The sequence below is a fragment of the Labedella populi genome (assembly GCF_004078655.1).
GTDB classification, from domain to species: Bacteria; Actinomycetota; Actinomycetes; order Actinomycetales; family Microbacteriaceae; genus Labedella; species Labedella populi.
This window is the reverse complement of sequence record NZ_RZNC01000005.1, coordinates 173,426-196,446: the sequence shown is the minus strand read 5'-3', so window position 1 is coordinate 196,446 and position 23,021 is coordinate 173,426. Positions and strand designations below refer to the sequence as shown.

Here is a 23,021-nt window from a genome sequence, read left to right as displayed (position 1 = left end):
TCGATCTAGAGCGCGGCGACCCGGGTGACGTGCACGACGGCCACGCCCTCCTCCTCGGAGGCGGCGAGGTCGACGTCGGCGAAGATCCGCCAGTCGTGATCGCCCTCCGGGTCGTCGAGGATCTGTTGCACGTGCCAGACGCCCTCATCCGGTCGCTCTTCGATCGAGAGCATGCGCGCGCTCCGGGCATCCGGGCCCGTGCCGATCGAGTCGTGCTGCGCGTAGTAGGCGTCGAGCGCGTCGCCCCACTGGGCCAGCCCGAACCCTGCCGGGCCGTCGAGCTCCATGAGGCCCTGCTCGTCCTCGAGTGCCATGAGTTGCACGCGCCGGAACAGCTCGTTGCGCACGAGCACCGTGAATGCACGCCTGTTCCGCAGCACGCTCGGCGGGGGCGGCGGGGCGACCGGCGCCTCCGGATCGATCGTCGGATTGATGAGCCTCTCCCACTCGTCGAGGAGGCTCGAATCGACCTGGCGGACGAGTTCACCGAGCCACTCGACGATGTCGAGGAGCTCCTCGCTCTTGAGCTCCTCCGGGACCGAGTGACGCAATGCGCGGTAGGCGTCACCGAGGTAGCGGAGCACGAGACCCTCGCTCCGACCGAGCGCGTAGTAGGAGACGAACTCGCCGAATGTCATCGCCCGCTCCGCCATGTCGCGCACGACGGACTTCGGCTTGAGCTCGTAATCGCGCACCCACGGCTGCGTCTCGGCGAACGTCTCGTAGGCCGCGGTCAGCAGCTCCTCGAGCGGCTTCGCATAGGTGACGTCCTCGAGGAGTTCCATGCGTTCCTCGTACTCGATGCCCTCCGCCTTCATCGCGCCGACGGCATCGCCCCGCGCCTTGTACTCCTGCTGCGAAAGCACGGGACGCGGGTTGTCGAGGGTGGCCTCGATGACGCTCACGATGTCGAGCGCGTACTCCGGTGATGCCGGGTCGAGCAGATCGAGTGCCGCGAGGGCGAACGGCGAGAGCGGCTGGTTGAGGGCGAAGTCGTGTTGGAGCGGCGCCGTGAGCCGGATGATCGGCCGGAGCGGCGTGCCGTCCTCGGCGACATCGCCGTGCACGACCTCGACCACCTCCGCCGTGACGAGGGTGCGGAAGATCTCGATCGCACGGCGGGCGAGCGCGTATTTCCGGACGCGCGGTTCGTGGCTCGAGAAGATGAGGTCGCGCACGTCGGAAAGGGCGTCGCCACCGCGGGAGATGATGCTCATGAGCATCGATGCGGTCATCTGCATGCGGCTCGTGAGCGGCTCGGGCTCGGCCGCGAGGAGCTTCTCGAAGCTCGCCTCGCCCCACGAGACGAAGCCCTCGGGTGCCTTCTTGCGGATGATCTTCCGCTTCTTCTTCGGGTCGTCGCCCGCCTTCTCGATCGCGCGCGCGTTCTCGATCTCGTGCTCGGGGGCCTCGACGGCGACGTAGCCGGCGGTGTCGTAACCGGCGCGGCCGGCCCGACCCGCGAGCTGGTGGAACTCGCGCGCGGTGAGCTGACGCATCTTCGTTCCGTCGAACTTGGTGAGCGCCGTGAGCAGAACCGTGCGGATCGGCACATTGATCCCGACGCCGAGCGTGTCCGTTCCGCAGATCACGCGCAGCAGCCCGCGACCCGCGAGCTGCTCGACGAGACGGCGGTACTTCGGCAGCATCCCCGCGTGATGCACGCCGATGCCCGAGCGCACGAGTCGGCTGAGCGATTTGCCGAACGCCGTCGTGAAACGGAACTCACCGATCGCGTCGGCGATCTCATCGCGCGCCTCTCTCGAGAGCATCTTGATGCTCATGAGCGCTTGCGCGCGCTCCATCGCCGCCGCTTGCGAGAAGTGCACGATGTAGACGGGGGCCTTGTCGGTGTGCAGTAGTTCCTCGACCGTCTCGTGAATGGGCGTGCGCTCATAGGAGTGGAAGAGGGGGACGGGGCGCTCGACGCCTGTGACCTTCGCGACGGGGCGACCGGTGCGCTCTTCGAGGTCGTCCGCGATGTCGGTGACGTCGCCGAGGGTCGCGGACATGAGGAGGAAGCGCGCGCGGGGAAGTGTGAGGAGAGGCACCTGCCAGGCCCAGCCGCGGTCGGTGTCCGCGTAGTAGTGGAACTCGTCCATGATGACGACGTCGACGAGCGCCTCCTCGCCGTGGCGCAGCGCGAGATTCGCGAGGATCTCGGCGGTGCAGCAGATGATGGGGGCGTCGGCGTTCACCGACGTGTCCCCTGTGACCATGCCCACGTTCTCCGCGCCGAAGACATCGACGAGCTGGAAGAACTTCTCACTCACCAGGGCCTTGATCGGCGCCGTGTAGTAGCTGACCTCGCCGCGCGCGGTCGCGACGGCGTGGGCGGCGATCGCGACGAGCGACTTCCCGGTCCCGGTGGGTGTGGAGAGGACGACGTTCGCGCCCGTCACGATCTCGAGGACCGCCTCCTCCTGTGCGGGATAGAGCGCCGTGCCGCGTTCCTCGGCCCACTCCGCGAACGCGGTGTACGCGGCGTCCGGGTCGTCGGTCGTCGGCATGCGTTCGAGGAGGGTGGTCACCCTACGACGCTAGTCGCTCCCGCTTCGGCCCGCCCCGTTCCGTTCCCACTCCGCCACGGACCCCCTTCCCCGGCGTCAATTGCGTACGCAACGGACGTCCGCGGCCGTAATGACACCCGCCACTGTCCGTTGCGTACGCAATCGCTCGGTGGTGTGGGCGGCGGAGGTCAGGGGTGCAGGGGGCGGGGAGCCGAGAACACGGTGTCGACGCCGGGGGAGTAGAGGACGGAGTCCGGTGTGCGGCCGGCGAGGTCCGGAAGGTCGGCCGCGGTGAGGAGCTCGTCGTCGAGGTGGACGAGTTCCGCACGCTGCAGCGGCCACGGCTCATGGGAATTGCGGCTGTACGTCGTCCGGCCGAGGTGGCGCTCGTGGAAGGCCCAGCGCGCCGAGAGGAAATCCGCGAGCGGATCACTGACGACGGGTTCGTCGAGCACGCGCGCCACGAGGTGCGTCGATGGTCGGCCCGATCCGAAGCGCCGGGAGCGGTAGGCCACGAGGTCGACGCGGCGGCCGAGCGACATCCGCGCCCACCGGTAGTTCAGCCCGAACGCCACCCGCGCGGCGAGTACGGGCACGAGGTGCGACGCTTCGAGCGAGGCGAACACGACGCCGCGATGGCCGGCGTCGTCGACGGAGTAGTGTCGCACGTTCACTTCCGGGAAGTCGCCGAGCCACGGGACGGGCGGGCCGCCGAAGAACGACGAGCGCGACATCTGAAAGGCGATGAGCCCGACCCACGCGCTACCGTCGAACTCGTCCGGGCGAGTGCCGACCGGGAATCGTGACGCGATCTCGGCGGCGTCGACGCGCCAATGCACGAAGGTGACGTCACTCCAACGCTGCGAGAGGATGCGCCGGCCGGGAAGCGGCGGCGCGCTCGGCGTGATCGGTTCGGGTCCGTCGCTCATTCCGGTAGCTTCGCAGAGAGCAGTCCGTCGCGGCGCGGCTCGGGGGATCCGGTCAGCGGTACCACGCGGCTCGACCGAGGAAGGTGTCGTCGAGCATCATGCGGACAAGGCCGAGGCGGAAGACCTTATAGGTCTGGTGTCGCGCCTCCCGGAACGACGCATCGACGCGCGGATCGGGAGAGTAGAGGTCATTGACGCTTCCCATCCCGCCCCGCAGCATCCGCCCGACGTGACGATGGATCTTGCGCCGTTCAGCGGGGGAGTCCGTCCTCTCGAGGTTCCGTGCGATCGAGCGGAAACCGTCGGCCCAGTAGGTCGCGGTCGGGCTGTCGAGGCATCGAGCGAGGAGCCGAAGTCATCGAGGGTACGCACGGCGTGCGCCTGGTCGTCCGATCTTCGCCCGATGATCATCGTCGCCAGATCAGCGGGTCCGCTGTCAGCCCACCGGCCCCGTGTCCAGCCGCTGAGCCGAGTCGTGCTCCTCGATAGGGTCAAGCCATGAGTAAGTCCCCCGGGTCGGTGGCCGTTGCGTTGATCGCTGTCGCCCTCCTCAGCGGGTGCGGCATCTCGATCCCCGCTGACCCCGACGGTACCCTGGAACGCGTGACCGGCGGTGAGCTGCGTGTCGGCGTCACCGAGAGCGTCCCCTGGACGGAGATCGAGGGAGGCGGAGATCCCACGGGCACCGAGGTCGACCTCGTCGAGGAGTTCGCGGAGAACATCGACGCGGACATCGAGTGGTCCGAGGGTGGCGAGGCGGATCTCGTCTACCGCCTCGAACGGGGTGAACTCGATCTCGTCATCGGCGGCTTCACCGACACGACACCGTGGACCTCGAAGGCCGCGATGACGCAGCCGTACGCGGAGTCGACGAACCCGGAGGGGAAGACGGCGAAGCACGTGATGCTCACCCCGATGGGGGAGAACGCATTCCTCGTGCGGCTCGAGCGGTTCCTTCTCGAGGGGGAGGGGGAGCAGTGACGAAGGCCACACCCCGCTTCGGCCGAACCGAGCTGCCCGACCGGCAGGCGGACGTCCTGAAGGCGTCCATCCGCATCCAATGGGCGACGCTGGCCTTCCTCGTGATCACGATCGTGCTCGTCTACCTCGTGCTCGGGAACTCGCAAGCGATGAAGGCGGCGTGGATCGAGGACTTGCTGTCCCTCGCCCCACCGCTCGCCTTCCTCATCGCGGTCCGCATCGTCAACCGGACCCCGACCATGGGGAACCCGTACGGCTTCCATCGCTCGGTCGGCGTCGCGCACCTCGTCGCGGGCGTCGCGCTCTTCGTCATGGGCGCCTACCTCATCGTGGACTCCGCGTCCGGGCTCCTCTCCGCGGAGCACCCGCCGATCGGATCGGTCGAGCTGTTCGGTAACGTCATCTGGCTCGGCTGGCTCATGATGGGCGTGATGGCGCTCACCATCCCCCTGCCCATCTACTTCGGGCACCGCAAGATGGCACTCGCGAAGGAACTGCACGACAAGGTGCTCTACGCCGACGCCGACATGAACAAGGCCGACTGGCAGACCGCCGTCGGGTCGATCGTGGGCGTCGCGGGCATCGGCATCGGCTGGTGGTGGGCCGACGCGGCGGCCGCGATCTTCATCGCCTCGAGCATCGTGCGGGACGGCGTGAAGAACGTCCGGGCGGCGGTCACCGACCTCATGGACTCGCGCGCGACGACGTTCGACGACGGGAAGCCGCATCCCCTCGGCCGCCGCGTGGTGGACGAGGTGCGCGCGCTGCGTTGGGTCGACGACGCCGGCGTCCGCTTGCGCGACCAGGGTCACGTCTTCCACGCCGAGGTGTTCGTCGTGCCGCGTCGGGGCAAGGTGTCGCTGAGCGAGCTCGAGGACGCCCGCGACCGACTCATCGCTCTCGACTGGAAGCTGCAGGACGTCGTGCTCGTTCCCGTCGAGCAGCTCCCGGAGGAGGTCGGCGGTTCCCTCCACGACCACCAGTCGGAGCGCAACCGGTAGAGGGCCGTCCACTGTCAACGGGCGGACGTGCGGCCGTAGCGTCGGTTGGATGGAGGGACGACAACGGAAGGACGACTCATGCTGGGTGAACGACCGATCGATGCGATCCTGCTCGTGACGGACCTCGACGAGGCCCGTGAGTTCTACGGCGGCACGCTGCAGCTCGAGGTGATCGAGGCCAACGAGAAGACGATTTCGTTCCGGGCCGGTGAGACGCGCCTCAAGGCTTCCCTCAGCACGACGGGCACGAAGGACGAGCAGACGCAAGCGTCGTGGCGCGTCGACGACGTCCGCGCCGCTGTCGAGTGGCTGCGGTCGCGCGGCGTGCAGCCCGAGGAGTACGACACCGACGAGCTGAAGACCGAGGACGGTGTCGCCGACCAGGGCGATGCGTACGTCGCCTGGATCACCGACCCCTTCGGCAACGTCCTCGGCGTGGAGCAGTCGAAGTCCTGAACCGGCGGTCGGCCGGGCGAGGCCCCCCTCACAGCCTCGCCCGGCTACGGCGTGGGCATCCGGCTTGATAGGCAAGTGGTTACTTGCTTATACTCGTCGTATGGCCGACGTGTTCAAGGCGATCTCCGACGAGACGCGCCGGGCCATCCTCGACGAGCTGATCGAGCGCGACGAGCAGACGCTCTTCGAACTGTGCTCGCGGCTCGCGATGCGTCACGCCGTGACCTCGTCGCGGCAGGCGGTCTCGCAGCACCTCGACGTCCTCGAGGCCGCGGGCCTCGTGCGTCGGGAGAAGCGCGGCCGCTACACCTTCCACACCATCGACACCCGACCGCTCGCGCAGATCGCCGAGCGCTGGCCCATCACGGAGGCGCCGCAATGAAGCTTCAAGCCGTATCCATCTTCGTCGACGATCAGCAGAAGGCCCTCGACTTCTACGGAGGAGTCCTCGGCTTCCAGACGGCCGCCGACGTGCCGATGGGGGAGCACCGATGGCTCACCGTCGTGTCTCCGGAGGATCCGACCGGAACGCAGATCTCTCTCGAGCCGAAGGACCACCCGGCCGTCGTCCCGTTCACGGACGCACTCGCCGCGGACGGTATCCCCTTCTGCGTGTTCGGCGTCGAGGACATCCACGCCGAGTGCGAGCGACTCACCGGTCTCGGCGTCGTCTTCACGCAGCAGCCCACCGACATGGGTCCGGTCACGGTCGCGGTGCTCGACGACACGGTCGGAAACCTCGTCCAGCTCGCCCAGTACACCGGAGCCTGACTGCCGCGAGGTTCAGTCGCGGCGGAGCATGCGGTCGACGGCCTCGGCGACGAGCGCGTCGTCGACCGGTCCGACCGTGAGGGCGCGGTGGATCGTGAGGCCCTCGATGAGCGCATCGAGCAGCATCGTCGTGTCCGCGTCGAAGTGGCGCCGGAGCGCGATGCGGCTGCGCGTCATCCACCGGTCGGTGATGGTGCGGAACTCCGGTCGGCGCGCGGCGAGCGTGTAGATCTCGTGCGAGAGGACGAGGTCCTCTGGGTGTGTGAACACGTCCTTGAGGATGATGTCGACGACGGCTCGGCGCGCCTCGTGGGGCGTCGTCGCGGCGCTCATCCGCGCTTCGAAGCGGTCGGCGACGGTGTCGGCGAAACGGTTGAAGGCGGCCTGAAGCAACTCGTCCATTCCGGCGAAGTGATAGGTCATGGAGCCCAGTGGGACATCCGCCTCGAGCGCGATGCGGCGGTGTGACGCTCCGGCGACGCCTTGCTCGGCGATCACGCTCAAGCATGCGTCGATGATTCGATCGCGCCGCTGCGGGTCGGTCCTCCGCGCGGCGTTCACGGCTCGACCTTCCGGGGCGCGCGGGCCGGGGCCGCCGGCGCGTCGTCCGTCGTCATGTGTACGAGTGTACACATCATGTGTACGCTCGTACACGTGCCTGCACCATCCCTTCCCGGTCCCTCCCGTGAGGAGCGCCGGGCCCGTGCCGCCGTGAATGCGCTCTTCCTTACAAACGGGGCCCTGATCGCGAATGTCGTCCCGCGATATCCCGAGATCAAGGCCGATCTCGCCATCGACAACGCCGCCTACGGCATCGCGATCGCGGCCTCGGCGGCGGGCGCGATCGTCGCGGGTCTCGGAGCCGCAGCCCTCCTCCGCCGTTTCGGATCGGCGCGCACGGCCGTCACCGGCACGATCCTCACGGCGCTCGCGACGGTGCTCGTCGCGTTCGCGCCGTCGCTCGCGCTCTTCGCGGGCGCGCTGCTCGTCTCGGGCGCGCTCGACTCGATCACCGACGTCGCGCAGAACTCACACGGCCTGCGCGTGCAGCGCCGCTACGGGCGATCGATCCTCAACTCGTTCCACGCGACGTGGTCGATCGGCGCCGTCCTCGGCGGTGTCATGGCGGCCGGGGCGATCGCGCTCGACCTGCCCCGTCAGGTGCACTTGCCGATCTCCGCCGCGATCTTCGCCGTCGTGTCGCTTGTGGCGTTGCGCTTCTGTCTCCCGGGTCCCGACAGTGATGATGCCGCTCCCGTAGACTCGAGCCCCGGCGCCTCCGGTCGAGCGGGGCTGCGCCCCCGCACCGTCTTCCTCCTCCTCGCGCTCGTCGCCGTCGCCGTCTCGGGGATCGTCGTCGAGGATGCGGGTTTCTCGTGGGCGACGCTGTACCTCGACCGCGACCTCGGCGCGTCGATGGCCGTCGCGGCATGGGGCTTCATCGCCCTGGTCGGCGCCCAGTTCGTCGGACGCCTCCTCGGCGACGCCTTCGTCGATCGCTTCGGGCAGCGGAACGTGGCACGCGCGGGCGGTGTCATCGCCGCGCTCGGCATGGGTGCTGCGCTCCTCTTCCCGTCCGTGCCGGGCACGATCGCGGGCTTCGCTGCCGCGGGATTCGGCGTCGCGACCCTCATCCCGGCAGCCATGCATCAGGCCGACGAGATTCCCGGACTCCGCGCGGGCACGGGGCTCACGATCGTCTCGTGGCTCATGCGGCTCGGATTCCTGCTCTCCCCGCCCATCGTCGGCCTCATCGCGGACGCATCGAGCCTGCGTCTCGGACTCATCCTCGTGCCCCTCGCCGGGGTCGTGACGCTCCTACTCGCCGGTGTACTCGGGCCGCGTCGCCGCATCACGGGGTGACGGTCAGCGGTGGGTCTCGAGGAGGGTGATGAACTCGTCCGCCATCGCGAGCTGCTGCTGCAGCCTCGCTCGCCGCTCTTCGGCTTCGGCGAGGAAACGTTCGAGGGCCTCGCGTGTCGCGGCGTCCGGTTCGTCCGCCATGGTGTCGATGACCTGCAGGAGCTCCGCCATCTCCTCGAGGGTGAAGCCGAGGGGCTTCATCCGGCGGATGAGGATGAGGCGGTCGTAGTCGCCTTGGGTGTAGAGGCGGAATCCGCCCTCGGTCCTGCCGGACGCGCTCACGAGCCCGACCTCGTCGTAGTGGCGGAGCGTGCGCAGGGAGAGGCCGGTGCGTTCGGCGAGTTCGCCGATGTGCATCGTCGTCGGTTCGGTGGTCACGCTGGCCTCACTTCAAGTCAACCCTTACGTTAGGGTAGAGTCATGGGTATCGGCTGATCGAGCCGAGAACCCCCACCATCTTGCCGCGTCGCTGAACGCATGCTCGGATGGCGCGACGAAGCGCCGGACCTCGCACTCTCCCCACCGGTCCTCGCGCTGAGGGCCCCGACTCTGACTGGAGCCCCTCCATGCCCATCGGCACGAAGACCCTCTCTCGCGAACGCTATCGAGCGGAACCGTCGGTCATGACCGCACTCCGCACGCCCCGCATCCTCACCCGTGAGGTGCTTGCGGGCCTCGTCGTCGCACTCGCGCTCATCCCCGAGGCGATCTCGTTCTCGATCATCGCGGGCGTCGACCCGCGGGTCGGACTGTTCTCCTCCTTCGTGATGGCCGTCTCCATCGCGTTCCTCGGAGGTCGGCCGGCGATGATCACCGCCGCCACCGGCGCGATCGCTCTCGTCATCGCGCCCGTCGCGCGCGAGTACGGCATGGACTACTTCATCGCGACCGTGATCCTCGGCGGGATCTTCCAGCTCATCCTCGGTGCCCTCGGTGTCGCGAAGCTCATGCGGTTCATCCCGCGGAGCGTCATGGTGGGCTTCGTGAACTCGCTCGCGATCCTCATCTTCTCCGCGCAGCTCCCGCACCTCATCGGCGTTCCGTGGCTCGTTTACCCGCTCGTGGCCATCGGCATCGTCATCATGGTCGTCATGCCGCGCCTCACGAAGGTCGTCCCGGCGCCGCTCGTCGCGATCGTGCTCCTCACGGCGGCCGTGATCGTGACGGCGATCGCCGTTCCGACCGTGGGAGATCAGGGCGAGCTGCCCCGGAGTCTGCCCGAGCTGTTCATCCCGGACGTGCCGCTCACCTGGGAGACGTTCACGACCATCGCGCCCTACGCGATCGCCATGGCCCTCGTCGGTCTACTCGAGTCGCTCATGACGGCGAAGCTCGTCGACGACATCACGGACACGCACTCGCAGAAGACGCGGGAGTCCCTCGGCCAGGGGGCCGCGAACGTGCTCTCCGGTCTGTTCGGGGGCATGGGCGGCTGCGCCATGATCGGCCAGACGATGATCAACGTGAAGGCGTCCGGCGCACGCACCCGCATCTCGACGTTCCTCGCCGGGGTCTTCCTGCTCATCCTCGTGGTGGTCCTCGGTGATCTCGTCGCGATCATCCCGATGGCGGCTCTCGTCGCCGTCATGATCATGGTGTCGGTGGCGACGTTCGATTGGCACAGCATCCGGCCGTCGACCCTCCGCCGTATGCCCATCGGCGAGACGGTCGTGATGGCGGCGACCGTGGTCGTGGTCGTCGTGACCCACAACCTCGCGATCGGCGTGATCATCGGGGTCATCGCGGCGATGATCGTCTTCGCCCGCCGCGTCGCTCACTTCGCGACCGTGGAGCGCACCGTGGACGACGGCGCCGCTGTTCCCACCGCCTACTACGCGGTCACGGGCGAGTTGTTCTTCGCCTCGAGCAACGACCTCACGACCCAGTTCGAGTACGCCGCCGATCCGGAGCGCGTCGTGATCGACATGTCCCGTTCGCACATCTGGGACGCGTCGACGGTCGCGGCGCTCGACGCGATCGTGACGAAGTACGAGAACCACGGGAAGCGCGTCGTCATCGAGGGCATGAACGATGCGAGTGCGAGCATGCACTCCCGGCTCGCCGGCCACTTGGGCTCGGGCGAGTAGGGCCGGCCGGACCCGGCGAAAACGACGGAGCCGCGGGTGTGCATCGCACCCGCGGCTCCGTCGTGTTCGGTCAGTGGTCGGTCAGACGCCGACCGTCGGGGCGGACCCTGCCGGGGGCTTCCGGTGGTCGGCCGTCTCGCCGGGCACCGTCGTGTCGTCGGCGGGCAGGACCACGTGGTCGATCGCCCCGGTCGTCGCGGTGGTGTACCACTCGCTGAGCGACGGATCCTCCGTGTCGAGCCAGGCGCCGGCACCCTTGTGGGCCTCGACCTCGCTGACACCGAAGACGAAGTCGTCTCCGTGCTCCTCGATCCCTCTGCGGACACCCTGCGAGATCGCCGTGCGCGCGAACCGCTGCCGCAGCACGTAGGGGTCGGTGCGCAGTTCCTTCGCCCACGACACCATGATGCCGATGACGACGAAGGCGAACGGGAGCGCCGTCACGACCATGATCGACTGCAGACCGCTCAGCGCCGTCTCCCCTCCCGCGAGCAGGAGGGCGAGCGCACCCGCTCCGAGGAGCAGGCCCCAGACGATCGTCACCCAGGTCGAGGGTTCGGGCTTTCCGCGCTGACTCATCGACCCCATGACGATCGCGGCCGAGTCGGCTGACGTCACGAAGAAGATGACGATCGAGAGCATCGCCACGACGGAGGCGATCGCTCCGAAGGGCAGCTGGTCGAAGACGGCGAACAGGACGGCGTCGGAGCCTCCGGCGTCGCTGATGGCCGCACCGCCCTGCTCGAGCCACATGGTCGTGCCGCCCATGATCCCGAACCACACGACGCAGACGAGCGAGGGAACCATGATGACGACCGTCACGAACTCCCGGAGCGTCCGGCCACGCGAGATCTTCGCGATGAACATGCCCACGAACGGCGTCCACGAGATCCACCAGGCCCAGTAGTAGGTGGTCCAGCTCGACATGAAGGCCGACGCCTCCTCGCCTTGCGTCGGGTTCCTCACGAGCATGGTTCCGAGCTCTCGGAAGAAGTCGATCATCGCGGCCGGGATGAGGTTCAGAAGGAACAACGTCGGGCCGGCGATGAAGATGAAGACGCCGATGATACCGGCGAGCACCATGTTGATGTTCGACAGCAGCCGGATCCCGCGCTTGATGCCGGAGACGGCGGAGACGACGAAGAGAGCGGTCAGGATCGTGATGGTCAGGATGAGGAATCCGTTGCCGAGCGGACCGATGCCGGTGACGTATTCGACGCCCCGACCGATCTGCAGCGCGCCCATACCGAGGGTGACCGCGGTGCCGAAGAGCGTGACGATGATCGCGAACACATCGATGACGGCACCGAGGGGCCCCTCGGTGCGCGAGCCGAAGATCGGTGTGAAGATCGCCGAGATCAGCGGGGACCGCCCGCGGCGGTATGCGGCGTAGGCGATCGCCCCGCCGACGAGCGCGTAGAAGCCCCACGCCATGGGGCCCCAGTGGAGGAACGCCTGGGCGAGCGCCGTGTTCATGGCGTTCACTGTTCCGGCCTCGGGAGTCGAACCGGGCGGGGGCGAGTTGAAGAAGGCGAGCGGCTCGGCCGGCCCCCAGAACAGCAGCCCGATGCCCATGCCGGCCGAGAACAGCATCGCGATCCAGGAGACCGTCGTGTACTCGGGCTTTTCGTCGTCGGAACCGAGACGGATCCCGCCGGTGCGGCTGTAACCCACCCAGAGCATGAAGATGATCACGGCGATCGCGAGCGCCGAGAACAGCCAGCCGAAGTTCATCGTGACCCACCCGAGCGACGCCCCGCCCGCGGCGCTGATGCTCTCCGGCGCGGCGAAGCCCCAGATCACGACAGCCAGGACGAGCGTGCTCGCGATGGCGAGCACGACCCAGTTCGTCGGGAAGGTGCGACCCGTCTTCTCGACTCCGATCCCGGGGATCAGCGCCGGGTGGACGGGGATCATCCCCGGATCGTTCACCTCGCGGATGACCGATTTCACGGGATCCGGTCTCGGGGGAACAGGGTTCTTTCGTGAGTCGACCATGCGGTCCTCGCGTTTCGTATGTCGTCGTGCGTTGCGTATGCGTCAGGCGTGTGTGTTCGGCGAACAACCATAGCAACGAGACGAGCGAGCGGCCAGGCGACGGGCGAGGCGGCGGACCGGCGGAGGCGGCTCACCCGATGATGGGCCGCTCCTCGGGCACGTCGTAGAGAAGGTTCCGCTGCCGAACCGCGAGCGCGGCGGCGAGTCCCGCCGGTCCGATGCGCCCGGCGACCATGAGCGCACTCAGCACGTACTTGCCGAACGGGTGGAGTTCCTCGCTCAATCCGACGGACAGGCCGCACGTGGCGAAGGCGGAGATGACCTCGAAGAGGATGCGGTCGAGTGGCGCATCCGTGACGAGCATGAGGAGCGCGGTCGCGCTGAGGACGAGGGTCGCCCCGAGGAACGTGACGCTGATGGCGAGCCGGAGCGTGGCATCGGGGATCGTTCGGTTCGCCGCGCGGACGTGCCGGTCACCGCGCGCCTCGGCGACGATGGCGAGGAACAGGACCGCGATCGTCGCGACCTTGATCCCTCCGGCCGTCGACGCGGATCCGCCGCCGACGAACATGAGCGCGTCGGTCGCGAGCAGCGTCGCGGGCAGCGACTCACCCGTGTCGGTGAGGGCGAAGCCGCCTGAGCGCATCATGACCGACGAGAACAGGGAGTGGAAGATCTTGTCTCCGACGCCGAGGTGTCCGACGGTTCCCGCGTTGTTCCATTCGAGAGCACCCCAGGCGATGGCGCCCGCGACGAGCAGCATCGTCGTGACGGAGAGCGTGAGCTTGGTGTGCAGCGTCCAGCGGGCTTTGTTGAAACGGTGCGTGATGATCGTGAGGAACACGGGGAAGCCGAAGCTCCCGACGAAGACTCCGACCATGATCGGCGTCAGGATCCAGAGATCCTGCCCGTAGGCGGCGAGGCCGCCTACGTTGGAGACGAAGCCCGCGTTGTTGAACGCCGACACGGCGTAGAACACGCCGTGCCAGACCCCGTCCCACCAGCGCTCGTCGACCATGACGAAGCGGGGTACGAGGACGACCGCGAGCGCCGCCTCGATCGTCAACGTCGTCAGGACGACGATCCGGAGCAGGCTTCCGACTTCGCCGAGCCCGGAGGACCCGATGCTCTGCTGGGCGAACACCTTGCTCTTGACCCCGAGCCGGCGGCTCACGGCACGCGCGAGCAGCAGCGCGATCGTGATGATGCCGAGGCCGCCGGTCTGGATCGCGACGAGGATGATGACCTGACCGAGGAACGACCAGTGCGTGGCTGTGTCGACGGTCACGAGGCCGGTGACCGTGACCGCAGACACCGCCGTGAACATGGCGTCATGCAAGGGGGTCGAGCGGCCGTCGGCGGATGCCGCCGGGAGGGAGAGGAGCACCGTGAACAGGGCGGCGGCGAGGATGAAGACGAGCGCGGCGGTCCGGGCCGGGGTCTTCTTCGCGGCGTCGCCGATCGCCCCGGCGATGCGGTGACCGAGAGGGCGCACGAACGCTCCCGTCGGCGACTGCGGCGACTGCGGCGACTGCGGCGAACGGGGGCGGAGCGGTGACGTCACGGGAGACCTCCTTCGAGACGCGAGGAACCGGGGCCGGACGGTCGTCCCGGCCCAATCCGAGTCAGCTTAGGTCAGACAGGGCCCGTCGACACAGCCTTCGCCCTCCGGAACCGCAGGTTGAGTGTCACGGCGAGGGCCGCCGTGACCGTGAGGATGACCGCGGCCAATCCGACGGCGTAGACGCTGATCATGCCGTACCCGCCCGCGGCATCGGGGTCGAGGAAGAAGTAGGGGTACCAGTTGGCGGATCGGCCCCGCACGAGCGTGTAGATCGCCCAGACGACGGGGAAGGCCAGAGACAGCCAGACCGCCTTCGGGGGAACGCGCTGTCGGGTGAAGAGCGCGAAGTCGAGGATCGCGTACACGGGGAGGACGAAGTGGAGCAACCGCGACGACAGAGGCGCCTGGAGGAGGAACGGTGCGAGAGCCTCGTTGAAGATGAGCAGCGCGAACACTCCGCCCGAGATGACGACGTACGACGTCGCGAGGAGTCGGAGCACCGTGAGCCAACGGGGCTCCGGGCGGCCACGGACGCCGAAGACGATCGCGAGGGTGAGGGCGATGACGGCGATGATGTGGCTGTGGATCGTGAAGTAGCTCATCACGTTGACGGCGTAGCACGTCCCGTAGATGTAGAAGCAGCTCGTCCGCGACAGAAGCGCCCACACGGTCGTGACGAGCGCCACGGATCGAATGGCCGTAATGACGAGACGCACGGCGCACCTTCCGACGAACGAGTGGTGTTACGCAGCGTACCGGCCGGCGGATAGCTTCTTCGGTCACCGGGCGCCAGAGGTCGCCCGAAACCGGTGAACCGTGTTCACTGGTGGGGTCGACGTCCGCTGACCGTCAAGGAGCATCCATGTGGTTCGACTCGTGGTCCGATGTCTGGCGGGTGCTGCTCGTCGGGACCGCAGCATACGTCTTCCTGGTCCTCCTCCTCCGGTTGTCCGGGAAGAGGACCCTCAGCCAGCTGAACGCCTTCGACTTTATCGTGACGGTGGCGCTCGGCTCCACTCTCGCGACGATCCTTCTGAGTTCGGACGTCGCGTGGGTCGAGGGGGCGATCGCCCTCGCCCTGCTCGCGGCCCTGCAGCTGCTCGTGGCCTTCACGACGTCACGACTCCCGCACGTGCAGAAGATCGTGAAGTCCCGACCCACCATGGTCCTCACCGACGGGAGGGTCGATACTCGGGCACTCGCCCGCAATCGGCTCACCGAGCAGGAGCTCCATCAGGCCGTCCGCAGCAGCGGGGTGGGGGATCTCTCACTCGTCGCCGCCGTCGTCCTCGAGACGAACGGGAAGCTCAGCGTCATCCCGAAGCAGCAGCTCGGGGACGGATCCGCCCTCGCCGACGTGGACGGCGACGTCGGGCGGTGGTCCTCCTCGGACGACTGACGGGTGCCGAGCGGGGACCCCGGCTGCCCCGCGCCCGGCGTACTCTCGACGGCGTTCCCTACGCTGGGTTCATGACACGATCCGTCGACCCCTCGTCCGGCTGTCAGAGGGCCCGTGACGAAATGGCCCCACGCGCGAACCACCGCACCGGGACGGAGGGCGGCCGATGAACGGCGACCTCCTCCTCAACATCGCCCTCGTCGTCGTCTTCGTCCTCGTCGGTGGCGTTTTCGCCGCCACGGAGATGGCGCTCGTCACCCTGCGCGAGAGTCAGGTGAACGCGATCGCGCAGCGCGGCAAGCGCGGCGAGAAGGTCGCGGGCCTCGCCCGGAACCCGAACACCTTCCTCTCCGCCGTGCAGATCGGCGTGACCGTCGCCGGGTTCGCGTCGGCCGCGTACGGCGCGTCCTCGATCGCCCCGTCCGTCGCGCCGCTGTTCGTGTCGCTCGGCCTGTCGGAGCCGGTCGCCTCGACCGTCGCGACGATCGCGCTCACCCTCGTGATCGCGTACCTCTCGCTCGTGCTCGGCGAGCTCGCACCGAAACGCCTTGCAATCCAGCGGAACGCCGCATTCGCTTACGCCGTCGCCCCCGTTTTGAACGGGTTCGCGACGCTCATGCGTCCCGTCATCTGGCTCCTGTCGGTCTCGACGAACGCGGTCGTGCGCCTGCTCGGCGGCGACCCGAACAAGTCGGGCGAGGAGCTGACCGAGGAGGAGTTGCGCGACATCGTGTCGAGCCACGAGGGCCTGCCCGACGATGAGCGCCGCATCCTCGACGACGTGCTGTCGTTGCGGGACCGCCAGATCAGCGAGGTCATGCGGCCGCGTCCGGAGGTCGCGGCGCTCGATGGTGCGGGGACGATCGCGGACGCCGTCGATCGCGTCCAGGACCAGCCGTTCTCGCGCTACCCGGTGGTCGACCAGTCGATCGATGACATCACCGGCTTCGTGCACGTGCGTGACCTCTTCGACGCGGCGTCCGAGGACGCCACCCGCCCCCTCACGGCCGTCGTGCGCGACATCCCGTACCTGCCGTCGACAGCGCGAGTGCTGCCGACGCTCACGGGCATGCGGGCGAAGAACCAGCAGATCGCCGTCGTCGTCGATGAGTACGGCGGGACGGACGGCATCGTGACGCTCGAGGACCTCGTCGAGGAGGTCGTCGGCGAGATCTTCGACGAGTACGACACCGATGTGGCGCCAGACGAGCTCGCCGCGGAGGGCGGTCTCGTCGACGGTCGCCTCAACATCCAGGACTTCGAGGAGACGACGGGGCTGCAGGTGCCCCGCGGTACATGGGACACCGTCGCCGGGTTCGTCCTCGACCGACTCGGCCGTCTCGCGGCCGTCGGAGACTCGGTCGAGCTCGACGGTGCCACGATCCAGGTGACGGCGATGGACCGGCGCCGCATCTCGGAACTCCTCGTCACGAAGCGCCCCCGCCCCGCCGATGATGTCCCCGCCGAAGGCGACGCGCCGCGCCCGTCCGACGCAACCCGGTGAGGTGTCCGGTGTGGTCGCTCTCGCCGTCCGGGAGGCGACCACAGGTGACACCTCACGGGAGGTGGGGGAGGGTCAGTCGGTCGTGAGCTCGATGAGGATGGAGTGCTGGGGGAAGAGGATCGGCCGCTGCAGGCCCACCGACATGAGGGCGCGCCCCGAAAGGGTCACGCCGTCCTGCGCCCACGGTAGCGGCGACTGCCCGGGGCCGAGCACACGGGGGAGCGGGGCGGGTACGCGAACCGTGTAGAGGCGCGCGGGGTCGAGCCCAGCGAGGACGAACCGTCCCGGCGGATGCGCGATGCCGGTCGTGACCTGGGTCAGGGCGAAGAGTCCCCACGATCCGTCGTGCGTGATGGCGCCCCGCAGGTCGATCGCGGGATCGGTGACGTCCACGTGAACGGTCCGTGCGGTGTGGAGGCGATCACGCCACCGCTTGTGGGCGGAGATCCAGTCGCCGAGGTGTGCGCGCTCCTCCGGAGAGGCCTCGCGCACGTCCCACTCCACGCCGAAGTGGCCGAAGATCGCGCCGGCGGCTCGAAGGTCGAGGCCGAGCGTCCGTCCCGTCGAGTGCGACGTCGGGCCGCTGACGTGCTCGCCCATGAGTTCGGGTGGGAGCAGCAGCCCCGTGTAGCGCTGGATGTCGAGCCGCTCGATGGGGTCGATGCAATCGCTCGTCCAGACGCGATCGGTGTGCTCGAGGATGCCGAGGTCGACGCGGGCGCCTCCCGATGCGCACGATTCGATCTCGAGCCCGGGATGGCGACGGCGGAGCTCGTCGAAGAGTGCATAGAGCGCGACGGTCGCCTCGTGGACGCCCGCACGCCCCGTCATCGAGGAGGCGCCGTCGACGACGTCACGGTTGTGGTCCCACTTGATGTAGGCGATGCCGAGCTCCGCGACGAGCGCGTCGATCCGCTCGAGCAGGTAGGCCGAGACCGCCGGGTTCGCGACGTCGAGGACGTACTGCTGTCGTCCGGGGAGCGGTGTGCGCCCTGCCACGGCGAGCATCCAGTCCGGGTGTTCCCGCGCGAGGTCGCTGTCGAGGCTCACCATCTCGGGTTCGAACCAGAGCCCGAACTCGAGCCCGAGCGAGCGGACGTGGTCGGCGAGAGGGCGGAGTCCCTCCGGCCATACCGTCTCGTCGACGTACCAGTCGCCGAGGGACGTCGTGTCGTCGCGTCGGCCGCGGAACCAGCCGTCATCGAGGACGAAGCGCTCGGCGCCCACGCCGGCGGCGACCTCCGCGAGCTCGGCGAGACCGGCGAAGTTCTGATCGAAGTAGACCGCTTCCCACGTGTTGAGCGTCACGGGGCGCGGGCGTGACGGGTGAGTCGGCCGGGCACGGACGTGTTCGTGCAGTCGGGCGGAGAGCGCGTTGAGCCCATCGCCCCAGGTTCCGTAGACGGTCGGAGTCGTGTACGACTCGCCGGGTGCGAGGACGATCTCGCCGGAGCCGAGCAGCTCGCCACCCATGAGCAGGGTCTCGCCCGTGACGCGTTTCTCGGCGCGGATCACGTGGTTGCCGCTCCATCCCACGTGCAGCGCGTGGGCGATCCCCCGCTCGAAGCCGAAACCCGGTTCGCCCGCGACGAGCAGCAGGGTCGCGTCGGCGCCGGGGCGGCCCTTGTGACTCGACCGCTCGTGGGTGCCGATCGTGAACGCGTGGCGTTGCGGCGAGCGCTCGTGCAGGTGCCGTCCCGTCGTGTCGAGGATCTCGCGCGCCGACGGCGGCACGGGGAGCGTGACGGCGAGGGCGTCGAGCGTGTATTCGTCGTCGCCGGTGTTCGTGAGGGCGATGGTGCTCGTGACGACGCCACCGGCGCCGATCGCGAGCCGGAACTCGGCGCCGAGGGCTGCGGAGGGGTCTGCGGCCTGGGCGATGATGCTCGTCGCGGGCCCGTTCGTCCTGTCCGCTCCGGTGTCCGCGTCGCGCACGGCCTCCACGTGAGTCGTGCGGAGGGCGGGTGAGAAGCCGAGTCCGCCGGTCCGGTGCCCGCGCAGACCGGGCGAGCCGAACCACCCGTCTGCGTGCTGCGGCAGCAGCGTGAGTGGCGCCGGGTCATCGAGCCCGCCGGACGCCCGCTGCGGGATGGAGGCGGTCGCGAGGTCGCGCAACTCCCCGTCGGCGACCTCTCCGAGGTCCTCTCCCCACCAGAGGATCGTGGGGAGGGGGGTCGCGAGGTCGATGACGACGCTCGTGCCGCCGCGCCGGAGATGGAGCATGTCGCGTCGTTGCATGACTTATTTCTACGGTAGAAATAAAGTGCGGTCAAGCCGGGCGGTCGCCGCGGGCTGACCGGTGTGCAGCGCGGAGGGGATCGGACGATGAAGCAGATCACGACAGGCGGGCTGATCCCGTCCGCCCGAGAGCTCGCCCGCCAGATCCTCATCCACGGCCCCGTGACACGCGCTGAACTCGGGCGGACCCTCGGCCTCTCGCCCGCGAGCCTGTCCCGATTGACCCGGATGCTCACCGACGCCGGTTTCATCGTCGAGGGTCACGGGCCCGCGGACAAGGCGCTCGGCCGCCCCGTTCGGCCCCTCGACGTGCGACTCGACCTCGGCGTCGTCGTGGGCGCGAAACTCACCGGGGACGCTATGACCGTCGTCGCCACCGATCTCCGTGCCCGAGTCCTGCGCCAGGCGGAGCGGCCTCTCGAAGACCGTCGCCCCGAGGCGGTCGCGGCGATGCTCAGGGGGCTCGTAGCCGACATCACGCACGGCGAGCGTGTCCTCGCGATCGGGGTGGGACTCGGCGGACTCGTCGATCCCGACGGTGTCGTGCGGCACGCTCCGTACCTCGAGTGGCGCGACGTGCCGCTGCGCGAGATGCTCCGGGGCGGCTCCGGCTCCGATGAGACCCTCGTCATCGAGAACGACGTGCTCGCACTCACTCGAGCGGTGCAGTGGTTCGGCGCCGGCCGCGGACTCCGCGACGTGGCCGTCGTGACCATCGGCATGGGCGTCGGCTACGGGCTCGTCATCGACGACCGTGTCGTCGCCCGTCCCGACTCGGGCGTCGGACTGGCCGCGCATCTCCCGCTCCGCTCCGACGGGTGGACGTGCGTGGAGGGCCACGTCGGGTGTGCATCGGCGATGCTCACGATCCCGGGGATCGTCGGGGAAGCGTCCTCACGCATCGGCCGCTCCCTCGACTACGCCGACGTGTTGCGGCTCGCCCACGGGGGAGAGGCGGAGGCCGCGGCGGTCGTCCGGATGTCCGGTGCCGCGTTCGGTCGGCTCCTCGCCCTCGTCGCCAATCTCACGAGCGTGAGTGACATCGTCATCGCGGGGGACGGCGTGGCGCTGTACGACATCGCGCGATCCGAGGTGCGCGCGGCGCTCGACGCGGACCGGCGACCACTCGCGGGACCGGTTCGCATCGTGAGGGATCCGAGCGGCTTCGACGAATGGGCGCGAGGGGCTGCCGCCGCCGCGATCCAGTCGTTCCTCCTCGACGACTGACGTGGGCCGGCGGGTGGATCGCTGTCATCCCGTGTGGGTGGACGGCGGGGGGCCGACGGCGTGCAGGCGGCGCCCCGTGGGAGCGGGCGGCTCCTCCTGGTCCGTGAACTCGAGCGGGGCCGCCTCCTCGATCGCGATCGAGACGCCCTGCGTCACGAGGCACGACAGGCGGCTCCCGCCGGCGAGCGTCACGACGACGAACCGCCCGCCGTCGCGCGCCGCAGTGAGGATGTCCTCCTCCAACCCGTCGACCGATTGCGCGACGTCGAGCGGATACGATCGTCCGCCCAGGATCAACGTGTGATTCATCTCGTCCCCTCCGTCGGTCAGCGCATCCTCAAGACGACGGTAAGAAGCGACTCCCCCTTCGGTCGAGCACTTGACCTCTTCCCGTGGCCCCCGGTTACGATGTCGGCCCGCCCACCGGGGGACGACGCCTTCCCGACGTCGGCCGTCACGGCTTCCTCGGCCTGACTACGTCCGGATCACGGGGACGGGGTCGCTTGAGCCGGCGAACGGCTGACGACCCGAGTATCACGCGCTGACGCGGAACCGGCGCCCCTCGAACCCCACGACGTCCCCGACGGCGAGCTGCCGCCCCCGGCGCCGGTCGACCTCGCCGTTCACGGTCACGAGACCGTCGGCGATGATCTCCTTCACCTCGCCCCCGGAGTCGAGGATCCCGGCGAACTTGAGGAACTGCCCGAGGCGGATCATCTCTCCACCGATCACAACGTCCTCGGTCGGCGTTCGCTTCGTCATCCCGGAATGCTAACCGATGCGCCCTGCCCAGCAGACCTGGTGTTCAGGCATTCGGGGGCCCGGCGGCCTCACGTCAGGAGGCGGGCGCCACACTCACGGTCCACGTGACCCCGAAGCGATCGGTGAGCATGCCGAACCCGGGGGACCAGGCCGATGCGGCGAGCGGCTCGATGACCGTTGCGCCCTCGGACAGCGCGGTCCACGGGCCGGTCACCTCGCCGAGACTGTCGCCGCCGAATGCGACGAAGAACGGTGAGTCCGTCACAGTCGTGCCGTTCTCTCGGTGGGTGGCCGCCACCGCTCGCGGCTCGCTCCGCCCGGGTACGTCGTACGCCATGACTCGGAATCCCACGGGAGAGAAGGCGGCGCCGAAGACCACCTTGTCGCTGTCGGGGAGGCCGGCCGGCATGCCGAGGTCCCCATACGTGGTGACGGTGCTGTCGCCACCGAAGGCCGCGGCGTAGAACGCGAGGGCCTCTCGTGCCTCGCCGTGGAAGTTGAGGTGGGTCGTCGTGGTCAGGGTCATGGTGTCTCCTCGATAGGTGAGCGTCCGCTCGTGTCATTACCGATTGGGGTGAGACCAGGGTCCGTGCCATTGCGGTCAGGGAACGTCCGGTATGTGAGAGAGGATGTCCCCATGCCGGTCTCCGATTCGCCTTCCACGTCGAAGCGACTGCTCGCGCTGCTGTCGCTCCTGCAGACGCGGCGTGATTGGCCGGCACCGGCGCTCGCCCGTCGGCTCGACGTGAGCGAGCGCACCGTGCGCCGCGACATCGGCCGCTTGCGCGAACTCGACTACCGGATCGACGCCACGCGCGGTCCGGACGGCGGATACCGCTTGCAGGCCGGTTCCCGGCTGCCGCCGCTGCGGTTCGATGATGAGCAGGTCGTCGCCATCGTGCTCGCATTGCGGACCGCGGGGGCGCTCGGGGCGGATCTCGACGAAGCGGCGGAGCGTGCCCTCGGTACGATGTCGCGTCTCATGCCCTCGCACCTCGCGCACCGCATCACGGGTCTCGTGTCCGTCTCAGCGGCGCCGACCGGGGGAGCGCCGACCGTCGTCGATCCGGCCGTCCTCCTCCGGGTCGGCGAGGCGATCCGGGCGGGGGAGGAACTGCGCTTCGGCTACGCCTCTCCGGGCGTGTCTTGGGAGGACCGCGTGCGCAGGATCGAACCGCATCACCTGCTCCTGCACGTCGGCTGCTGGTACCTGATCGGCTATTCCGCCGAGCACGAGGAGTGGCGGGTCTACCGCGTCGATCGCATGGAGCTCCGCAGCCACAACGGGCGTCGGTTCGCGCCCCGCGTCGTCCCCGGCGGTGATCCTGCGCGCTACCTGTCTGCGCGCTTCCGCGGGTCCGACGGCGAGGGCAGCTGGGCGTGCTGGGGCGAGGCGACGGTGCATGCGGCGCTCGCCGACGTCGCACCCTTCGTCGGGGACGGGACCGCGGAGACGCTCGACGATGAGCGGTCGCGCGTCCGGCTGGGCTCGTGGTCGTGGGGGAGCCTCGCCGCCACCCTCAGTCGCTGGGAGGTGCCCCTCTCGGACGTTCATCCGCTCGAGCTGCGTACAGCGTTCGCCGCGCTGGCGGCTCGGGCCACCGCGGCCGCGACGGGCCCCTCGACCGTCACGTGATTGGGACGCCGCGGCGTGCCGCAGCCCCCTCGCGCACGGGGCGATCGCGTGCGCAGTGGACAACTGCGGGTGGAATTGCACCCGCAGTCGCCGTT

22 protein-coding genes and 1 pseudogene are annotated in these 23,021 nt (G+C 69.0%); 11 read left to right on the top strand and 12 right to left on the bottom strand.

Annotated elements, in window-relative coordinates; genetic code table 11:
- Nucleotides 1-5 precede the first annotated feature (5 nt).
- The 3 genes and pseudogenes from ELQ92_RS13800 to ELQ92_RS16815 all read right to left on the bottom strand — a co-directional run.
- Nucleotides 6-2,510 carry a DEAD/DEAH box helicase gene (locus ELQ92_RS13800; RefSeq protein ID WP_128499948.1) on the bottom strand — a complete coding sequence of 835 codons (2,505 nt, stop codon included), beginning with the start codon at nt 2,508-2,510 and terminating at the stop codon, nt 6-8.
- Between the two features lie 188 nt (nt 2,511-2,698).
- On the bottom strand, nt 2,699-3,439 hold the full coding sequence (locus tag ELQ92_RS13795) for a YqjF family protein (RefSeq protein WP_128499894.1): 741 nt from the start codon (nt 3,437-3,439) through the stop codon (nt 2,699-2,701).
- Between the two features lie 52 nt (nt 3,440-3,491).
- Nucleotides 3,492-3,755 (bottom strand): annotated as a pseudogene (locus tag ELQ92_RS16815) (DUF6966 domain-containing protein); the annotation flags it as partial.
- Nucleotides 3,756-3,937: 182 nt separating this feature from the next.
- On the opposite strand from ELQ92_RS16815, the gene ELQ92_RS13790 reads away from it, so the two are divergent.
- The 5 genes from ELQ92_RS13790 (at nt 3,938) to ELQ92_RS13770 (ending at nt 6,648) form a co-directional block, all read left to right on the top strand.
- On the top strand, nt 3,938-4,420 hold the full coding sequence (locus ELQ92_RS13790; RefSeq protein ID WP_128499893.1) for a transporter substrate-binding domain-containing protein: 483 nt from the start codon (nt 3,938-3,940) through the stop codon (nt 4,418-4,420).
- Complete coding sequence (locus ELQ92_RS13785) at nt 4,417-5,421, top strand: cation efflux transmembrane domain-containing protein (RefSeq protein ID WP_128499892.1); 1,005 nt, start codon at nt 4,417-4,419, stop codon at nt 5,419-5,421. Before ELQ92_RS13790 ends, ELQ92_RS13785 begins: the two co-directional genes overlap by 4 nt.
- Before the next feature lie 78 nt (nt 5,422-5,499).
- Nucleotides 5,500-5,877 (top strand): VOC family protein, encoded by a 378-nt coding sequence (locus ELQ92_RS13780; RefSeq protein WP_128499891.1) that lies wholly within the window; start codon nt 5,500-5,502, stop codon nt 5,875-5,877.
- 100 nt (nt 5,878-5,977) lie between these two features.
- On the top strand, nt 5,978-6,259 hold the full coding sequence (locus tag ELQ92_RS13775; protein ID WP_128499890.1) for an ArsR/SmtB family transcription factor: 282 nt from the start codon (nt 5,978-5,980) through the stop codon (nt 6,257-6,259).
- Nucleotides 6,256-6,648, top strand: a complete 393-nt coding sequence (locus tag ELQ92_RS13770) for a VOC family protein (protein WP_128499889.1) — start codon at nt 6,256-6,258, stop codon at nt 6,646-6,648. Before ELQ92_RS13775 ends, ELQ92_RS13770 begins: the two co-directional genes overlap by 4 nt.
- 12 nt (nt 6,649-6,660) lie before the next feature.
- On the opposite strand, the gene ELQ92_RS13765 is transcribed toward ELQ92_RS13770, so the two are convergent.
- The gene (locus ELQ92_RS13765) at nt 6,661-7,209 is read right to left on the bottom strand and encodes a TetR/AcrR family transcriptional regulator (protein WP_128499888.1); all 549 of its coding nucleotides are present in this window, start codon (nt 7,207-7,209) and stop codon (nt 6,661-6,663) included.
- 93 nt (nt 7,210-7,302) lie between these two features.
- Here ELQ92_RS13765 and ELQ92_RS13760 point away from each other — a divergent pair, with 93 nt between their 5' ends.
- Entirely contained in the window at nt 7,303-8,511 is a 1,209-nt protein-coding gene (locus tag ELQ92_RS13760) for an MFS transporter (RefSeq protein ID WP_243695041.1), read from the top strand.
- Between the two features lie 3 nt (nt 8,512-8,514).
- Here ELQ92_RS13760 and ELQ92_RS13755 read toward each other — a convergent pair whose 3' ends face one another.
- The gene (locus ELQ92_RS13755) at nt 8,515-8,868 is read right to left on the bottom strand and encodes a MerR family transcriptional regulator (RefSeq protein WP_128499947.1); all 354 of its coding nucleotides are present in this window, start codon (nt 8,866-8,868) and stop codon (nt 8,515-8,517) included.
- 209 nt (nt 8,869-9,077) lie between these two features.
- On the opposite strand from ELQ92_RS13755, the gene ELQ92_RS13750 reads away from it, so the two are divergent.
- Nucleotides 9,078-10,598, top strand: a complete 1,521-nt coding sequence (locus ELQ92_RS13750) for a SulP family inorganic anion transporter (protein ID WP_128499886.1) — start codon at nt 9,078-9,080, stop codon at nt 10,596-10,598.
- Between the two features lie 81 nt (nt 10,599-10,679).
- On the opposite strand, the gene ELQ92_RS13745 is transcribed toward ELQ92_RS13750, so the two are convergent.
- The 3 genes from ELQ92_RS13745 to ELQ92_RS13735 form a co-directional block, all read right to left on the bottom strand.
- On the bottom strand, nt 10,680-12,515 hold the full coding sequence (locus tag ELQ92_RS13745) for a BCCT family transporter (protein ID WP_243695040.1): 1,836 nt from the start codon (nt 12,513-12,515) through the stop codon (nt 10,680-10,682).
- Between the two features lie 211 nt (nt 12,516-12,726).
- Nucleotides 12,727-14,160, bottom strand: a complete 1,434-nt coding sequence (locus ELQ92_RS13740) for a TrkH family potassium uptake protein (protein ID WP_128499884.1) — start codon at nt 14,158-14,160, stop codon at nt 12,727-12,729.
- 71 nt (nt 14,161-14,231) lie between these two features.
- A complete protein-coding gene (locus tag ELQ92_RS13735) occupies nt 14,232-14,876 on the bottom strand; it encodes a Pr6Pr family membrane protein (RefSeq protein ID WP_128499883.1) in 645 nt (214 codons plus the stop codon).
- Nucleotides 14,877-15,022: 146 nt separating this feature from the next.
- Between ELQ92_RS13735 and ELQ92_RS13730 the strand changes: the two genes are divergently transcribed.
- On the top strand, nt 15,023-15,559 hold the full coding sequence (locus ELQ92_RS13730; RefSeq protein WP_128499882.1) for a DUF421 domain-containing protein: 537 nt from the start codon (nt 15,023-15,025) through the stop codon (nt 15,557-15,559).
- Between the two features lie 166 nt (nt 15,560-15,725).
- Nucleotides 15,726-17,063: a hemolysin family protein gene (locus ELQ92_RS13725; RefSeq protein ID WP_128499881.1), complete on the top strand. Its 1,338-nt coding sequence runs from the start codon at nt 15,726-15,728 to the stop codon at nt 17,061-17,063.
- A gap of 72 nt (nt 17,064-17,135) precedes the next feature.
- Here ELQ92_RS13725 and ELQ92_RS13720 read toward each other — a convergent pair whose 3' ends face one another.
- Entirely contained in the window at nt 17,136-19,301 is a 2,166-nt protein-coding gene (locus ELQ92_RS13720; protein ID WP_128499880.1) for an alpha-galactosidase, read from the bottom strand.
- An 87-nt stretch (nt 19,302-19,388) separates the two neighbouring features.
- On the opposite strand from ELQ92_RS13720, the gene ELQ92_RS13715 reads away from it, so the two are divergent.
- Nucleotides 19,389-20,528 (top strand): ROK family transcriptional regulator, encoded by a 1,140-nt coding sequence (locus ELQ92_RS13715; RefSeq protein WP_128499879.1) that lies wholly within the window; start codon nt 19,389-19,391, stop codon nt 20,526-20,528.
- A gap of 24 nt (nt 20,529-20,552) precedes the next feature.
- Here the strand turns inward: ELQ92_RS13715 and ELQ92_RS13710 are convergent, their stop codons facing one another.
- The 3 genes from ELQ92_RS13710 to ELQ92_RS13700 form a co-directional block, all read right to left on the bottom strand.
- Nucleotides 20,553-20,837, bottom strand: a complete 285-nt coding sequence (locus ELQ92_RS13710; protein WP_128499878.1) for a hypothetical protein — start codon at nt 20,835-20,837, stop codon at nt 20,553-20,555.
- Nucleotides 20,838-21,062: 225 nt separating this feature from the next.
- Nucleotides 21,063-21,290: an RNA-binding S4 domain-containing protein gene (locus ELQ92_RS13705; protein ID WP_128499877.1), complete on the bottom strand. Its 228-nt coding sequence runs from the start codon at nt 21,288-21,290 to the stop codon at nt 21,063-21,065.
- A 73-nt stretch (nt 21,291-21,363) separates the two neighbouring features.
- Nucleotides 21,364-21,816: a VOC family protein gene (locus ELQ92_RS13700; RefSeq protein WP_128499876.1), complete on the bottom strand. Its 453-nt coding sequence runs from the start codon at nt 21,814-21,816 to the stop codon at nt 21,364-21,366.
- Nucleotides 21,817-21,927: 111 nt separating this feature from the next.
- On the opposite strand from ELQ92_RS13700, the gene ELQ92_RS13695 reads away from it, so the two are divergent.
- The gene (locus ELQ92_RS13695; RefSeq protein WP_128499875.1) at nt 21,928-22,926 is read left to right on the top strand and encodes a helix-turn-helix transcriptional regulator; all 999 of its coding nucleotides are present in this window, start codon (nt 21,928-21,930) and stop codon (nt 22,924-22,926) included.
- Nucleotides 22,927-23,021 lie beyond the last annotated feature (95 nt).

Excerpts from the sequence above, each read along its gene's own strand:
- ELQ92_RS13800 (WP_128499948.1), bottom strand. The coding sequence starts at position 2,510 with ATGCCGACGACCGACGACCCGGACGCCGCGTACACCGCGTTCGCGGAG.
- ELQ92_RS13795 (WP_128499894.1), bottom strand. The coding sequence starts at position 3,439 with ATGAGCGACGGACCCGAACCGATCACGCCGAGCGCGCCGCCGCTTCCC.
- ELQ92_RS13790 (WP_128499893.1), top strand. The coding sequence starts at position 3,938 with ATGAGTAAGTCCCCCGGGTCGGTGGCCGTTGCGTTGATCGCTGTCGCC.
- ELQ92_RS13780 (WP_128499891.1), top strand. The coding sequence starts at position 5,500 with ATGCTGGGTGAACGACCGATCGATGCGATCCTGCTCGTGACGGACCTC.
- ELQ92_RS13775 (WP_128499890.1), top strand. The coding sequence starts at position 5,978 with ATGGCCGACGTGTTCAAGGCGATCTCCGACGAGACGCGCCGGGCCATC.
- ELQ92_RS13770 (WP_128499889.1), top strand. The coding sequence starts at position 6,256 with ATGAAGCTTCAAGCCGTATCCATCTTCGTCGACGATCAGCAGAAGGCC.
- ELQ92_RS13755 (WP_128499947.1), bottom strand. The coding sequence starts at position 8,868 with ATGCACATCGGCGAACTCGCCGAACGCACCGGCCTCTCCCTGCGCACG.
- ELQ92_RS13750 (WP_128499886.1), top strand. The coding sequence starts at position 9,078 with ATGCCCATCGGCACGAAGACCCTCTCTCGCGAACGCTATCGAGCGGAA.
- ELQ92_RS13745 (WP_243695040.1), bottom strand. The coding sequence starts at position 12,515 with ATGATCCCCGTCCACCCGGCGCTGATCCCCGGGATCGGAGTCGAGAAG.
- ELQ92_RS13730 (WP_128499882.1), top strand. The coding sequence starts at position 15,023 with ATGTGGTTCGACTCGTGGTCCGATGTCTGGCGGGTGCTGCTCGTCGGG.
- ELQ92_RS13725 (WP_128499881.1), top strand. The coding sequence starts at position 15,726 with ATGAACGGCGACCTCCTCCTCAACATCGCCCTCGTCGTCGTCTTCGTC.
- ELQ92_RS13720 (WP_128499880.1), bottom strand. The coding sequence starts at position 19,301 with ATGCAACGACGCGACATGCTCCATCTCCGGCGCGGCGGCACGAGCGTC.
- ELQ92_RS13715 (WP_128499879.1), top strand. The coding sequence starts at position 19,389 with ATGAAGCAGATCACGACAGGCGGGCTGATCCCGTCCGCCCGAGAGCTC.
- ELQ92_RS13710 (WP_128499878.1), bottom strand. The coding sequence starts at position 20,837 with ATGAATCACACGTTGATCCTGGGCGGACGATCGTATCCGCTCGACGTC.
- ELQ92_RS13705 (WP_128499877.1), bottom strand. The coding sequence starts at position 21,290 with ATGACGAAGCGAACGCCGACCGAGGACGTTGTGATCGGTGGAGAGATG.
- ELQ92_RS13700 (WP_128499876.1), bottom strand. The coding sequence starts at position 21,816 with ATGACCCTGACCACGACGACCCACCTCAACTTCCACGGCGAGGCACGA.
- ELQ92_RS13695 (WP_128499875.1), top strand. The coding sequence starts at position 21,928 with ATGCCGGTCTCCGATTCGCCTTCCACGTCGAAGCGACTGCTCGCGCTG.